Raw genomic sequence first — 13,372 nt, 5'->3', positions numbered from 1 at the left:
ATGGCGCACTTCTTCATCGACGAGTCCCTCCGCGCGGAGGACTGCCCAGTCGGAGCCGTCGCGACCATCACCGGTGCGGAGGCCAGGCACGCGGTCACCGTGAGCAGGGTCCGGCCGGGGGAGCACCTGATCGCCGGGAACGGGTCAGGCCTGCTCCTGGAGACGACCGTCGAGGAGGCGGAGCCCGGACGGCTGGCCCTGCGGATCGACAGCGCGCGGAGCGTCGCGAGGCCGAGCCCGCGCATCCGCCTTGTGCAGGCACTCGCCAAGGGCGACCGCGACGAGATGGCGGTGCAGGCCGCGACCGAACTCGGCGTCGACGGCGTCGTTCCGTGGGCGGCCGCCCGCTCGGTGACACGCTGGGAGGGCCAGAAGGTCGTCAAGGGAAGGGAGCGTTGGCGCGCCATCGTACGCGAGGCGTCCAAGCAATCGATTCGGCCCTGGCTTCCCGACGTCGCCGACCTCACGAGCACCAAACAACTCGCCGTGCTGGCGCAGGGCACGCGGATGCTCCTCCTCGAGCCCACCGCCGACATCCGGCTGACCCGGTTGCCGTCGGTTGACGACGCGGCCGACGCGGCCGATGTCCAGGCAACCGCGGCGCGGGACATCGTGCTCGTCGTCGGTCCGGAGGGGGGCATCGCCGCCTCGGAACTCGAGATGCTCGAAGCCGCCGGGGCCTTGCGGGTGCGCCTCGGCGACACAGTGCTGCGCACGTCGACGGCCGGGCCCGCCGCCCTCGCCGTGCTCAACGCCGCCCTCGACCGGTGGTGACCCCCGGCAGGGCGACCTGCCGCTTAAGATAGAACCATGTCAGAAACCGGCGCAGAACCCTCCGTATTCAGCCGCATCGTCGCGCGCGACATCCCCGCGACCATCGTCGCCGAGACCGAACACATCATCGCATTCGTCGACATCAACCCGCAGGCCCCCGTGCACGTCGTCATCACGACCAAGACAGAGGCGTTCCGCAACGTCGTCGAGCTCGCCGCTGGCGACCCCGGGCTCCTTGCCGAGCTCGTTGCCGTCGCCGGTCGGGTCGCCACCGAGCTTTCCGACGGACAGTTCCGCCTCGTCTTCAATACCGGCGCCGCCGCCGGACAGACCGTGTTCCACGTCCACGCCCACGTGCTCGCCCTGAAACCGTCAGGGGACGGGGCGACCGGCTCGCTCGGGGAGGGAACACTTGGTTCCGTCTGAGCCGTCAGAGAAGTCCGTGCCGTTCCTGCCCTCCGGTGCGCTCCCGTCCGAAACAACGGTCGAGACCCGGATCCTCATTGACGGGGTCGCTATGGTGCGCCTCCTCGGCGCCCAGGACCGGCTGCTCGGCGCGATCGAGAAGGAACACCCCGCGGTCAGCGTGCACGTCCGCGGCAATGAGATGACGCTCTCCGGTGAGCCGACCCAGGTGGCCGCTGCTCGCCGTCTGATCGAAGAATTGCTCGTGATGATCCGCGAAGGCCGTGACCTCGCGCCGGCCGAGGTCGAGTCGAGCGCCCGCATGCTCGGCGAGGACAGCACCTCGAGCCCCTCCGTTCGCCTCGGGCCGCCGATCCTCACCTCACGGGGCAAGAGCATCCGCGCGAAGACGATCGGCCAGAAGGAATACGTCGACGCCATCGACACCGACACGATCGTTTTCGGGATCGGCCCCGCCGGAACCGGCAAGACCTACCTCGCGATGGCGAAGGCCGTCCAGGCCCTGCAGCGCAAGGAGGTCGACCGGATCATACTCACCCGTCCGGCCGTCGAAGCGGGGGAACGCCTCGGCTTCTTGCCCGGCACCCTGACCGACAAGATCGACCCCTACCTGCGTCCGCTCTACGACGCACTCGGCGAGATGATGGAACCGGAACTCCTGCCCAAACTGCTCGCGGCAGGCACGATCGAGGTCGCCCCGCTCGCCTACATGCGCGGCCGTACCCTGAACAACTCCTTCGTCGTCCTCGACGAGGCGCAGAACACCACGCCGGAACAGATGAAGATGTTCCTCACCCGGCTCGGCTTCGGGTCGAAGATGGTCGTCACCGGCGACGTCACCCAGATCGACCTGCCCGCAGGCACGAGCGGGCTGCGCCTTGTGACCCGGGTGCTCGACACGGTCGACGACATCCGCTTCGTGCGCCTGACGAGCGCGGATGTCGTACGCCATTCCCTCGTTGGCAGGATCGTCGACGCGTGGACCGAATACGACGCACTCAGGCAGGCACAGCGCATCGAAAGCGAACAGGCCCACGAGTTCGTCAAGCGCGGCCCAGAACGCCCCGGTGGCATCCGCGACCGCTTTCCGAAACGGAGACCCTCATGAGCATTGAAATCAACAACGAATCCGACATCCCGGTCGACGAGGTCGCGCTCCAGCGCCTCGCGGCCTTCGCCCTCGACACCATGCACGTGCACGCCGACGCCGATCTCGCGATCCTCCTTGTCGACGAGGGCGCGATGGAGCAGCTGCACGTGCAGTGGATGGATGAACCGGGGCCCACCGATGTCCTGAGTTTCCCGATGGACGAACTCAGGCCGGGCACAGAAGACGCCGAAACGCCGGCCGGCCTTCTTGGTGACATCGTGCTCTGCCCGCAGGTCGCCCAGGGCCAGGCCGAGACGGCCGGGCACTCGACGCTTGACGAGCTCCTCTTGCTGACCGCGCACGGGATCCTGCACCTTCTCGGCTTCGACCACGCGGAGCCCGACGAGGAGAAGGAAATGTTCGGGATCCAGCGCGACATCCTGATCGGCTTCGCCATGCAGGAACGCCGCCGCGCGCGATGAGCATCGGGTGGTTTCTCGTGGCGGCCATCGTCCTGGTCGCCTTCGGCGGCCTGATGGCCGCCGTCGATTCCGCCATCCTCGCCCTCTCCCGCGTCGACATCGCCGAACTCGCCGAGACCCACCGGGCGAAACGGTCCCTCCGCGCGATCTCCGCGGACACCGGCGCCCACCTCAATGCGATCAGCTTCATGCGGATCATCGCAGAGACGACCTCCGCGGTGCTCGTGACCCTCGTCTTCGCCACCACGATCGAGCAGCTCTGGCTCGCCCTCGTGCTGTCCGCGGCCCTGATGACGGCCGTGTCGTTCGTTCTCGTGGGCGCGAGTCCGCGCAGTGTCGGCAGGGCGCACCCGAACGGGTTGCTGGCCGGGACCGCGCCGCTCGTGCACTTCCTGCGCGTACTCCTCGGCCCGATCGCGAACGCCCTCGTCGCCCTCGGCAACCGGGTCACCCCGGGGCGCACCCGGCTCGCGACCTTCACCTCGGAAGACCAGCTGCTCAGCATGGTCGACGAGGCCACCGAGCTCGACGTCCTCGAGGAGGACGACCGGGAACTCATCCACTCGATCTTCGAGTTCAACGACACCGTCGTCCGCGAGGTCATGATCCCGCGCACTGACATGGTGACGATGGAGATCGATGCCTCCCTCGGCGAGGCGATGGGCCTCTTCCTGAGCAAGGGCTTCTCCCGAGTGCCCGTCATCGACGGCGAAGTCGACGATGTCACGGGCATCGTGTACCTCCGTGACGTCGCCCGGCTCGTCTACGAGCGCCCGCCGAACATCGAGAGCCTCACCGTCGGCGACCTCGCCCGGCCCGCCGTGTTCGTCCCCGAGTCGAAGAAGGCTGACGAGCTGCTCCGGCAGATGCAGCTCGAGTCGAACCATCTCGCCATGGTCGTCGACGAGTATGGTGGCATAGCGGGTCTGGTCACGCTTGAAGACCTGATCGAAGAACTCGTCGGCGACATTTCCGACGAGTACGACCGTGATGTCGTCGAGGTCGAAGACCTCGGCAACGGCCGGTTCCGGGTCAGCGCCCGGCTCCCGGTCGATGAACTCGGCGAACTGTTCGACCTCGAACTCGACGACGACGAGGTCGATTCTGTCGGCGGACTGCTGGCCAAGGCACTCGGACGACTGCCCGTTGCCGGGTCGGTCGCACGAACGAGCGGGTTGGTCCTCACCGCGGAACGCACGGAGGGCCGCCGCAAACGGATCAGCACAGTGCTGGTCCAACGAGACGAAGCGCTGATCGAGGCGCAGACCGCATTCCTCGGAGTGACGGACGATGAGGGAGTAAACGGTCATGACCACAGAAAATGATTTCCGGGCGGGGTTCGTGTCGTTCGTCGGCCGACCCAACGTGGGCAAATCGACCCTCACCAATGCCCTGGTCGGTGAGAAGGTCGCCATCACCTCGTCGAAGCCGCAGACGACCCGGCGGGCCATCCGCGGGATCGTGCACCAGAAGGACGGCCAGCTGATCCTCGTCGACACGCCGGGCATCCACAAGCCGCGGACCCTGCTCGGCGAGCGACTCAACAGCCTCGTCCAGTCCACCCTCGCCGGTGTCGACGTGGTGGGCCTGTGCATCCCCGCCAACGAGCCGATCGGCCCGGGGGACCGCTTCATCAACGAGCAGCTCGACAACTTCCCGCGCGCCCGCAAGGTCGCGATTGTGACCAAGATCGACCTCTCCTCGAAGACGAGCGTCGCGAACCAGCTGCTCGCGGTGTCCGCACTCCGGGACTGGGAAGCGATCGTGCCGATCTCGTCGACGAGCCGCATCCAGCTCGACATCCTCGCCGCCGAGCTCCTGCGCCTCCTGCCGCTCTCCGACGCCCCGCTCTACCCTGCGGATGCCGTCACGGACGAAAGCCTCGAATCGCGTATCTCCGAGTACATCCGTGAGGCGGCTCTCGAGGGCGTCACCGACGAACTGCCGCACTCCATCGCCGTGACGATCGACGACATCATCGAACGCGACGACCAGGAACTCGTCGAGGTCTACGCCAACCTTTTCGTCGAGCGGGACAGCCAGAAAGGCATCATCATCGGCAAGTCCGGCAGCCGGCTCAAGGACGTCGGGGTGCGGGCGCGCAAGCAGATCGAACCGCTCGTCGGCAAGCGGGTCTTCCTGTCCCTCCGGGTCAAGGTTGCCAAGGAATGGCAGCGCGACCCGAAGCAGCTCGGCCGGCTCGGGTTCTAGAGGTGCTTCGCCCTGAACCTTTGCTGGGGACGGACAGGCCTGCCAGCATCCTTCCCTGAGCTATTGCTCAGAACCGTCGATTTGGCCGAAAGGCCGTCCCTCGGAGTGTGAGGGTAGGGAGGGAGGAAACCGAGATGGCCGCATTGCTTGACATCAGCATCGTTGCTGGGCCCGTCGTCGTGGTCCTCTACGTCCTTGCCGGGCTCGCCGTCCTCCTCGTGCTCGTCCGCCTGTACAGCGGAATCGCCTTCTTCCGTGTCGCCGCGAGTCTCTCAGCAGGGGCGCTCTTCGGCTGGGTCCTCGCCTGGCTGACGAGCGATGTCTGGGACCTTTTCGGTGTGTCGCTGTCGATGGTGACCCGCGGCTGGGTCGTGGCCGTTTTCGCCGGGATCGGTCTCGCGATCAACACTCTGGCAGGCCGTGGCTGGCGGCGGGGCGTCGCGATCGCCGTGATTCCGCTCTGCCTCCTCGCCGCCGCAGCCGGCATCAACGCCGACTTCGGTCAGTACACCACGGTGCGCGCGGCACTCGGATTTCCGCTCTACGGCGCGCTCGACTTGGGCGGGACCGCCGTCACCGCGAGCAGCGTGGGGGCGACCGCGGGCAGCATCGGCACCGTCACGATTCCGGCAACCGTATCCGGCTTCGACGCCCGCCCGGCCATCGTGTACCTGCCGGCCGCCGCCCGCACGGCGCATCCTCCCGTGCTCCCCGTCGTCGTGATGCTCTCCGGCCAGCCGGGAACACCGGCAGACGTCTTCACCGCAGGAAAACTCGACGCCATCCTCGACACGTACGCTACCGCCCACGCCGGCCAGACGCCCATCGTTGTCGTCCCTGACCAACTGGGGGCAGCGGACCGCAATCCGATGTGCGTCGACTCCGTACTCGGCAACAGTGCCAGCTACCTCACTGTCGACGTGCCCGCCTGGATCCGATCCACCTTCTCGGTCGCCGCAAGCCCCGCCGGGTGGACCCTTGCGGGGTTCTCGCAGGGCGGCACCTGTTCCATCCAGCTCGGCGCGGCGCACCCAGAGCTCTTCGGCACCATTCTCGACATCTCAGGCGAGCTCGTGCCCAGGAACGGGGATGCCGCACACACGATCCAGACCGGGTTCGCCGGCAGTGCCACCGCATACGCGGCCGCGGCGCCGGCCGCGGTCCTCGCTGCGCACGCCCCCTATTCCAACCTGCACATCATCTTCGCCGTCGGGGCAGGTGACACGCGTTTCCTGGCCTGGGCGAACACCCTCGACGCCGCGGCGACCATGGCCGGCGCAGGAACGGACCTTATCGTCTCGCCAGGGACCGCTCACGACTGGCACACCGTGCAGTTCGCCTGGACGACGGCCTTGCCGCTCATCGCTGCCCGCACCGGACTCGTGGTGACCCCGTGAACGCCTTATCGACGTCCACCGCAGGCTCCCGCGGTGCCGGCGGAAAAGCCGAACCCGGGCGGCTCTCCCGGGCCGGAGACGGTCTAGCCGTGAGCATCCGGGTCGTCTGGCGACGGCTCAGGACACAGCCGGTGTCCCTCGGCTACGCGCTCATCCTGCTCGTCCTCGCGCTTTCGACGGGTATCGTCCAGGGGCCGTCGCGGTGGATCCGGCTCTGGTTCGGCACCGGATACGAGTCGGTCATCGACGGCGGGCACTGGTGGTCACCGATCACGAGCGTGTTCCTCGTTGACAACCTCGCGGAACTCCTGCTCGCGATCCTCGCGACCCTCGTGGTCCTCGGCTGTGCCGAGCGTCTCCTCGGCAGTGGCCGAACGGTCATCGCCTTCCTGTCGACGGCCATCCTCGGCACCGGGATCGGTCTCCTGCTGCAGGACGCGGGTGTCGCGAGCGGAGAGATGTGGTCACGGGGCGTCAGCGAACTCTGGGCGCTCGACCCGTTCACGCCGATCTTCGGCACGATCATGGCGGCGAGCAGCTTCGCAGGGCCGCTCTGGCGGCGACGCATCCGCGTATTCACCCTGATGGTCGCGCTCGTGCTCGTGCTCTACTCCGGCCAGCCCTCAGACGTGTACCGACTTCTCGGGGCCGTCGCAGGTCTCGCGCTCGGGGCCGTCTTCCGGCCCCGGCGGATCGACCTGACCTGGCGCCGCAGTTCGCACCGCGAGGCGCGGACACTCCTCGCCTCCGTGCTCGGCATCCTCGCCGTCGGCCCGGTGATCACGATCTTCTCCGGAACGCGGTTCGGCCTCCTCGCGCCGCTCGGACTCCTGCTCACCCAGGGCGTGCCGTCCGTCACCGATGTCGTGGACCGGTGCCTCCTGGGCGATATCACCCGGCAGTGCGTGCACGAACTGACCCTCGAGAGGGTCGCCGGCGTGGGGCCGGTGCTCGTCTCGCTCCTGCCGCTCCTCACCCTGCTCATCGCCGCCTTCGGAGTCCTGCGGGGGAGACGATTCGCGGCCTGGCTCGCGATCGTCGTGAACACCGGCATGGCCGTTCTCGGCGCCTGGTACTACGGCCTCCTGCCGATCTCCGGCCAGCCGTACGTCTGGCACTGGCGGTCGTTTCAGTACTGGGAGGTCGCCGTCGTGCTCGTCGTGTCGGTGCTGGTTCCGCTGGCAACAGCGGTGCTGATCATCGTGAACCTGCGCCGCTTCCCCGTGCGCAGCAGGCCGGGCAGGCTCCGGCGCTTCTTCGTGACGACCGTGGTCTCCTTCTTCGGCCTCTCGGCCGTGTACGTCATCGGGGGACTCGCGCTCATGGACCGATTCACCCCCGCCGTGAACCTCGTGGACCTCGTCAGCGACGTCCCGGAACGGTTCATTCCCGTCGGCTTCCTCCGACTCGAACGACTCTCGTTCCTGCCGACAGACTGGGCGTCGACCATGCTCTACCAGTGGGTCGGACCGGTGTTCTGGGCGATCGTCATCGTCGGGGCGATCCAGTGCATGCGCAGCACCGTCGCCGGCGGCCGGAGCGACGATGCGGCTCGGCTGCGGGCCATCCTCAGCAGGGGCGGTGGAGGCTCCCTCGCATACATGACCACGTGGGAGGGGAACTCACTGTGGTTCAACGCTTCCGGATCGACCGCGATCGCGTATCGAGTGGAGGCCGGCGTCGCCATCACAACGACGGAGCCGGTCGGACCCGTCGAAGACGCTGCGCGGGCGATTGCCGACTTCGCCACCATGTGCGACGACCACGGCTGGGTCCCGGTCTTCTACAGCCTGCACGGCAGCTGGCAGGCGACTTTCGCCCGGATGGGCTGGCAGACCATGGGGATCGGCGAAGAGACGATCCTGAGGCCCCGGGGCTGGGACACAACAGGGAAGAAGTGGCAGGACATCCGCTCGTCGATCAACCGGGCGGAACGTGCCGGAGTGCGCGCGGAATGGACAACGTACCGCGCGCTGCCAGTGCTCGAGAACGTGCAGATCGCCGAGATTTCCGAGCTCTGGGTGCAGGAGAAGGAACTCCCCGAACTGGGCTTCACCCTCGGCGGACTCGACGAGCTCCGCGACCCCGCTGTCCGGCTCATGCTGGCGATCGACGAAGGCCAGGTCGTGCACGCCGTGACCAGCTGGCTCCCGAGCTACCGGGACGGGAAGGTGATCGGCTGGACGCTCGACTTCATGCGGCGGCGCCCGGACAGCATGAACGGCGTGATGGAATTCCTGATCGCGCAGACCGCCCGGCAGATGAGCGAACAGCCGGAGATCGAATTCCTGAGCCTCTCCGCGGCCCCGCTCGCCCAGACCGGCGCGGGCGACGGCGACAACCGGCCGTCGAGCCTCGCCTCCCGGTTCATCGACTTCCTCGGGCGCAGCCTGGAGCCCGTCTACGGGTTCCGTTCGCTTCTCGCCTTCAAACGGAAGTTCCAGCCCGAGTTCCACCCGCTCTTCATGGCCTTCCCTGACCCGGTCGCCCTTCCTGCGATCGGGCTCGCACTGGCACGCGCGTATCTGCCGGCTCTCTCCGTGCGGGAAGCCCTTGCTTTCGCCAGGAGCCTGACCTGACCAGACCAGACCTGGCCTGACCTGCCCTGACCTGACGGGATCGACGCGGACGTCGCCATTCTGGGCGCGGCCGAGGCTGCCGGGGTGATGCCGCCGCGCGTCGTCGTCCTGACGACCTTCGAACTCGACGAAAGCGCGAGCAGGGCTATTCGGGGCGGGGCAAGCGGCTTCCTGCTCAAGGATGCGGATCCCGAGTTCCTGGCGGCCGCAATCCGTACCGTGCACGCGGGCAATGCCGTCATCGCAGCATCGGCTACCCGCGAACTCTTCGCCCACTTCGACGCGCCGGCCGCCGCGCAGCCGGTGGAACCCGAGGCCTTCGGCACACTGACCGGCCGCGAACGTGACATCTTCGCCCTTGCTGCCCTGGGCCTCAGCAACGCGGAGATCGCGGCGCGTGAATTCCTCAGTGAGGCCACCGTCAAGACGCACATCAGCCGTATCCTCTCGAAGCTCATCCTGCGCGACCGGGTTCAGCTCGTCGTGTATGCCTTCCAGCACGGCCTCACGGAGTAATGAGCGGATGACCCGGTCCGGCCGGCAGTCATCCCCTCGGTGTCCGGGATACCTCTGTTGCCCGATGCGGTGATGGGGCAGCGATTCCTTGCGTTGAAGCATGGAAATCGCCTCTGCAGAACTCGGCCTCGCGACCAGAGTCACCAACCTCTGTGCAACCTATGGATCAGCCACCACCTCGGTAACGGCGCTCGACGACGTGTCCATCGGCATCCGTCGTGGCCAGTTCACGGCGGTCATGGGGCCGAGCGGCTCGGGCAAGTCCACCCTGATGCACATCATGGCGGGACTGGACGAGGCAAGCTCCGGCCGGGTTCGGCTGGGTGATACCGAGATCACCGGCCTGGGCGACTCGGAACTGACGGTCCTGCGCCGCCGCCGGATCGGCTTCATCTTCCAGTCGTTCAACCTCGTCCCGACGCTGGACGTGCGGGGGAACATCGCCCTGCCATTCGCTCTCGACGGGCGGCGGCCGGATGCGGCGGAGAAGGCCTGGATCGATCAGCTCACCGACTCCCTCGGCCTGGGCGACCGGCTCAGGCATCGTCCGCACGAGCTGTCCGGTGGCCAGCAACAGCGAGTGGCATCGCGTGGGCCCTGGCCACCAGGCCCGAGCTGGTCTTCGCCGACGAGCCGACCGGGAACCTCGACTCCCGGAGCGGGCGCGAAGTGCTCACCCTGCTCCAGGCGGCGAGCACCGGCTACGGCCAGAGCATCGCCATGGTCACCCACGACCCCATCGCGACCAGCTTCGCCGATCGCATCCTCTTCCTCGCGGACGGCAGGGTCGTCGAAGACCGGGAACGCTCCACCGCGGAAAAGATCTCCGGCATCATGCTCGGCATGGAGCAGCGCGCATGAGCGGCAGCGAAACCGCCAGCGCCACCGGGCACGCCGGCCGTGGTGCGAGCCTGCTCGTGGCGGCGCCCGCATCGGCCTTCGGCGTGGTGCTCCTGGAGACGACGAGTGTGCTCGCCACCGTCGTGAGTGGCAATGACGTGTCCCGCCTTGCAGCGGTTCCTGCTGCCCTCTCGATCGTCGCATTCCTGTTCATCACGATTGCGGTGTACGTGTGTGCGATCGTGACCACTAACACGGTGGCCACCGTCATCGCCGGTCGGACCCGCACGATCGCGCTCATGCGCCTGATCGGGTCGAGCGCGGGTGACCAGCGCCGCGCCGTGGCCCTCGACGGGCTGAAGGTGGGGCTCGCCGGAGCCGTGCTGGCCGCCGCCGCCGGCATCCTGCTGAGTTTCGCCGGGGTCCGGCTTGCCTTCGGCGCCGGGCTGATCCCGGAGCGCAGTGCCCGCACCACCATCGGGCCGGTCATCGCGGTGACACTCATCACCATGTTCGCCGTCGCGGGATCGACCTTCGAAACCATGATGCAGGCGCTGATGGACGACTCGGCGACGCGTGCGGCCGTCTCCGAGACGGTGTCGACCAGCCTCGCCGCAATCTCAGTGCTCGTGGGCTTCAGCGCCCTGATCGCCGCAGTCGGCATGATCACCAACCTGGCACTGAGCGTGCTGCAGTGTTCTCGCGAGATCGGCCTGCTCCGGGCCCTCGGTTTCACCGGCAGGCAGGTTCGCGCGATGATCCTCGCCGAAAGCGTGCAGATGACCGTGGCAGTCGTCACCCTCGGCCTGGTGCTCGGGGTCGCGTACGGCTGGGCGGCGGCACAATCACTGTTCGGATCCGTCACCCATTCGGGTCTGGTGGCGCCGTCGATTCCCTGGCTCCTCGTCACCCTCTGCGTGGTCGGTACCGTTGTGCTCACCGTCGGCGCGACGATCCTGCCCGCTCGTGGGGCGGTGTCACTGGCGCCGATTGTGGCCCTCGCCGCCGGGTGAGACCGGTGGTCCGGCGACGGATGCCGCGCCCGCGACGGGTGCGCGGCATCCGTCGACCGTCGCTTCAGACTCTTCTCAGGATGCCCGCCGGAAATCGGTGTTAGCATTCCCTTGTGTTGTTCGGTCAGCTCCTCCTTCGCTGCCGCGACGAGTCCTAATCTGAGGCCTCCCTCGTCGCGGCGTTTGTTGTTGGCTATCCCAACCCCAGCGAGGAGATCACGACCATGAGAAACAACCAGTCCGCATCGACGATGCCGATCCACAAGTACCGTCCGTACCACGAGCAGTTCGCGGTCGACCTGCCCGATCGCACCTGGCCCTCGAAGCACATCGAAGTCGCACCGCGCTGGTGCGCCGTCGACCTGCGTGACGGCAACCAGGCGCTGATCGACCCGATGAGCCCTGAGCGCAAGCGCATCATGTTCGACATGCTCGTGCGCATGGGCTACAAGGAGATCGAGGTCGGCTTCCCGTCGGCCAGCCAGACCGACTTCGATTTCGTGCGCAGCCTCATCGACGAGGACGCCATTCCGGACGACGTCACGATCCAGGTGCTCACCCAGGCGAGGGAACACCTGATCCGACGCACGTACGAATCGATCACCGGCGCCAAGCAGGCCATCGTGCACCTCTACAACTCCACGAGCGTGCTGCAGCGCGAGGTCGTCTTCCGCGAGGACAAGCAGGGCATCATCGACATCGCCCTCTTCGGCGCACGTACCTGCCGCGCTCTCGAAGCGACCGTCCCCGGCACGACGATCTACTACGAATACTCCCCGGAGAGCTACACCGGCACCGAACTCGAATTCGCGGTCGATGTCTGCAACCAGGTCATCGCCGTCCTCGAGCCGACCCCGGAGCGGAAGGTCATCATCAACCTGCCCGCCACCGTCGAAATGGCCAGTCCCAACGTCTACGCCGACTCGATCGAGTGGATGTCCCGGCACCTCGACCAGCGTGAGAACGTCCTGATCTCCCTGCACCCGCACAACGACCGCGGCACCGCGATCGCGGCGGCGGAGCTCGGCTACCTCGCCGGCGCAGACCGGATCGAAGGCTGCCTCTTCGGCAACGGCGAACGGACCGGCAACGTCGACCTCGTCGCACTCGGCATCAACCTGTTCACCCAGGGCATCGACCCGCAGATCGACTTCGGCAACATCGACGAGGTCAAGCGCACCGCCGAATACTGCAACCAGCTGCCCGTTCCCGAACGCAGCCCCTGGGCAGGAGACCTCGTCTTCACCGCCTTCAGCGGGTCGCACCAGGACGCCATCAAGAAGGGCTTCGAAGCCATGGCGGCGGATGCCGCGGCCCAGGGCCGATCCGTCGACGAACTCCAGTGGGCGGTTCCCTACCTGCCGGTGGACCCGAAGGACCTCGGTCGCAGCTACGAAGCCGTGATCCGGGTCAACTCGCAGTCCGGCAAGGGCGGCGTCGCCTACCTGCTCAAGACCGACCACTCCCTCGACCTGCCCCGCAAGCTCCAGATCGAGTTCTCCGGGGTCGTCCAGTCCAAGACGGATGCCGAGGGCGGCGAGGTCACGAGCGAGCAGATCTGGGAGATCTTCAACGACGAGTACCTGCCGAGTTCCAGTGGGCAGCCCGACGACAAGTGGGGCCGGTTCGAACTGTTCTCCACGCGGACCTCGAGCGACCTGGGCGGCCGTGTCGACCTCACCGTCGACCTCAGGGACGACGACGGAGTCGAGCGCGTCGAGGGTGCCGGCAATGGTCCGATCGCGGCGTTCCTGGGAATCATGGCCGAGCGCGGCATCGCGATCACGCTCTACGACTACGTCGAACACGCCATGTCCGCCGGCGGAGACGCCCTGGCCGCGTCCTACGTCGAACTCGACGTAAACGGCCGGCGCTATTGGGGTGTCGGCATCGACGCCGATATCTCGACCGCGTCGCTGAAGGCCGTCGTCTCTGCGGTCAACCGCGGCATCCGTGCGGTGGCAGGCGACCTCACCCTGGCAGGTGTTCCGGCCTAGGAACCGGCTCGATCAGCGGGAAGGCAGGTGTCCGGTGGCTTCGACTC

The 13,372-nt window shown here is 67.4% G+C and carries 10 protein-coding genes and 2 pseudogenes; all 12 read left to right on the top strand.

Annotation, left to right across the window (positions count from 1 at the left end):
- The 12 genes and pseudogenes from RCH22_RS07875 to leuA all read left to right on the top strand — a co-directional run bounded on the left by RCH22_RS07875 (position 1) and on the right by leuA (position 13,325).
- The gene (locus tag RCH22_RS07875; protein ID WP_327013482.1) at positions 1-774 is read left to right on the top strand and encodes a 16S rRNA (uracil(1498)-N(3))-methyltransferase; all 774 of its coding nucleotides are present in this window, start codon (positions 1-3) and stop codon (positions 772-774) included.
- Positions 775-810: 36 nt separating this feature from the next.
- The gene (locus RCH22_RS07870) at positions 811-1,200 is read left to right on the top strand and encodes an HIT domain-containing protein (RefSeq protein ID WP_327013481.1); all 390 of its coding nucleotides are present in this window, start codon (positions 811-813) and stop codon (positions 1,198-1,200) included.
- Positions 1,201-1,291: 91 nt separating this feature from the next.
- The gene (locus tag RCH22_RS07865; protein WP_327015474.1) at positions 1,292-2,308 is read left to right on the top strand and encodes a PhoH family protein; all 1,017 of its coding nucleotides are present in this window, start codon (positions 1,292-1,294) and stop codon (positions 2,306-2,308) included.
- Positions 2,305-2,772: an rRNA maturation RNase YbeY gene (ybeY, locus tag RCH22_RS07860; RefSeq protein WP_134446053.1), complete on the top strand. Its 468-nt coding sequence runs from the start codon at positions 2,305-2,307 to the stop codon at positions 2,770-2,772. Before RCH22_RS07865 ends, ybeY begins: the two co-directional genes overlap by 4 nt.
- Positions 2,769-4,097, top strand: a complete 1,329-nt coding sequence (locus RCH22_RS07855; RefSeq protein ID WP_327013480.1) for a hemolysin family protein — start codon at positions 2,769-2,771, stop codon at positions 4,095-4,097. The genes ybeY and RCH22_RS07855 overlap by 4 nt, the downstream gene beginning before the upstream one ends.
- A complete protein-coding gene (gene era / locus RCH22_RS07850) occupies positions 4,081-4,983 on the top strand; it encodes a GTPase Era (RefSeq protein WP_134533434.1) in 903 nt (300 codons plus the stop codon). The genes RCH22_RS07855 and era overlap by 17 nt, the downstream gene beginning before the upstream one ends.
- Positions 4,984-5,117: 134 nt before the next feature.
- Entirely contained in the window at positions 5,118-6,380 is a 1,263-nt protein-coding gene (locus RCH22_RS07845; protein ID WP_327013479.1) for an alpha/beta hydrolase-fold protein, read from the top strand.
- A complete protein-coding gene (locus tag RCH22_RS07840) occupies positions 6,377-8,959 on the top strand; it encodes a DUF2156 domain-containing protein (RefSeq protein WP_327013478.1) in 2,583 nt (860 codons plus the stop codon). Before RCH22_RS07845 ends, RCH22_RS07840 begins: the two co-directional genes overlap by 4 nt.
- Before the next feature lie 21 nt (positions 8,960-8,980).
- Positions 8,981-9,475 (top strand): annotated as a pseudogene (locus tag RCH22_RS07835) (LuxR C-terminal-related transcriptional regulator); the annotation flags it as partial.
- A gap of 100 nt (positions 9,476-9,575) precedes the next feature.
- Positions 9,576-10,336 (top strand): annotated as a pseudogene (locus tag RCH22_RS07830) (ABC transporter ATP-binding protein).
- Positions 10,333-11,328, top strand: coding sequence for an ABC transporter permease (locus RCH22_RS07825; protein WP_327013477.1), 996 nt, complete (start codon positions 10,333-10,335; stop codon positions 11,326-11,328). The pseudogene RCH22_RS07830 and the gene RCH22_RS07825 overlap by 4 nt, the downstream one beginning before the upstream one ends.
- Positions 11,329-11,552: 224 nt before the next feature.
- Positions 11,553-13,325 (top strand): 2-isopropylmalate synthase, encoded by a 1,773-nt coding sequence (gene leuA, locus RCH22_RS07820; RefSeq protein WP_327013476.1) that lies wholly within the window; start codon positions 11,553-11,555, stop codon positions 13,323-13,325.
- Positions 13,326-13,372 lie beyond the last annotated feature (47 nt).

This window comes from Cryobacterium sp. GrIS_2_6 (assembly GCF_035984545.1).
In the GTDB taxonomy this organism is placed as follows: domain Bacteria; phylum Actinomycetota; class Actinomycetes; order Actinomycetales; family Microbacteriaceae; genus Cryobacterium.
The sequence above is the reverse complement of the archived record's forward strand: the minus strand, read 5'-3'. Positions and strand labels throughout refer to the sequence as shown.

Coding starts and splice junctions, on each gene's coding strand:
- RCH22_RS07870 (WP_327013481.1), top strand. CDS start 811: ATGTCAGAAACCGGCGCAGAACCCTCCGTATTCAGCCGCATCGTCGCG.
- RCH22_RS07825 (WP_327013477.1), top strand. CDS start 10,333: ATGAGCGGCAGCGAAACCGCCAGCGCCACCGGGCACGCCGGCCGTGGT.
- leuA (WP_327013476.1), top strand. CDS start 11,553: ATGAGAAACAACCAGTCCGCATCGACGATGCCGATCCACAAGTACCGT.
- RCH22_RS07865 (WP_327015474.1), top strand. CDS start 1,292: ATGGTGCGCCTCCTCGGCGCCCAGGACCGGCTGCTCGGCGCGATCGAG.
- era (WP_134533434.1), top strand. CDS start 4,081: ATGACCACAGAAAATGATTTCCGGGCGGGGTTCGTGTCGTTCGTCGGC.
- ybeY (WP_134446053.1), top strand. CDS start 2,305: ATGAGCATTGAAATCAACAACGAATCCGACATCCCGGTCGACGAGGTC.
- RCH22_RS07875 (WP_327013482.1), top strand. CDS start 1: ATGGCGCACTTCTTCATCGACGAGTCCCTCCGCGCGGAGGACTGCCCA.
- RCH22_RS07845 (WP_327013479.1), top strand. CDS start 5,118: ATGGCCGCATTGCTTGACATCAGCATCGTTGCTGGGCCCGTCGTCGTG.
- RCH22_RS07855 (WP_327013480.1), top strand. CDS start 2,769: ATGAGCATCGGGTGGTTTCTCGTGGCGGCCATCGTCCTGGTCGCCTTC.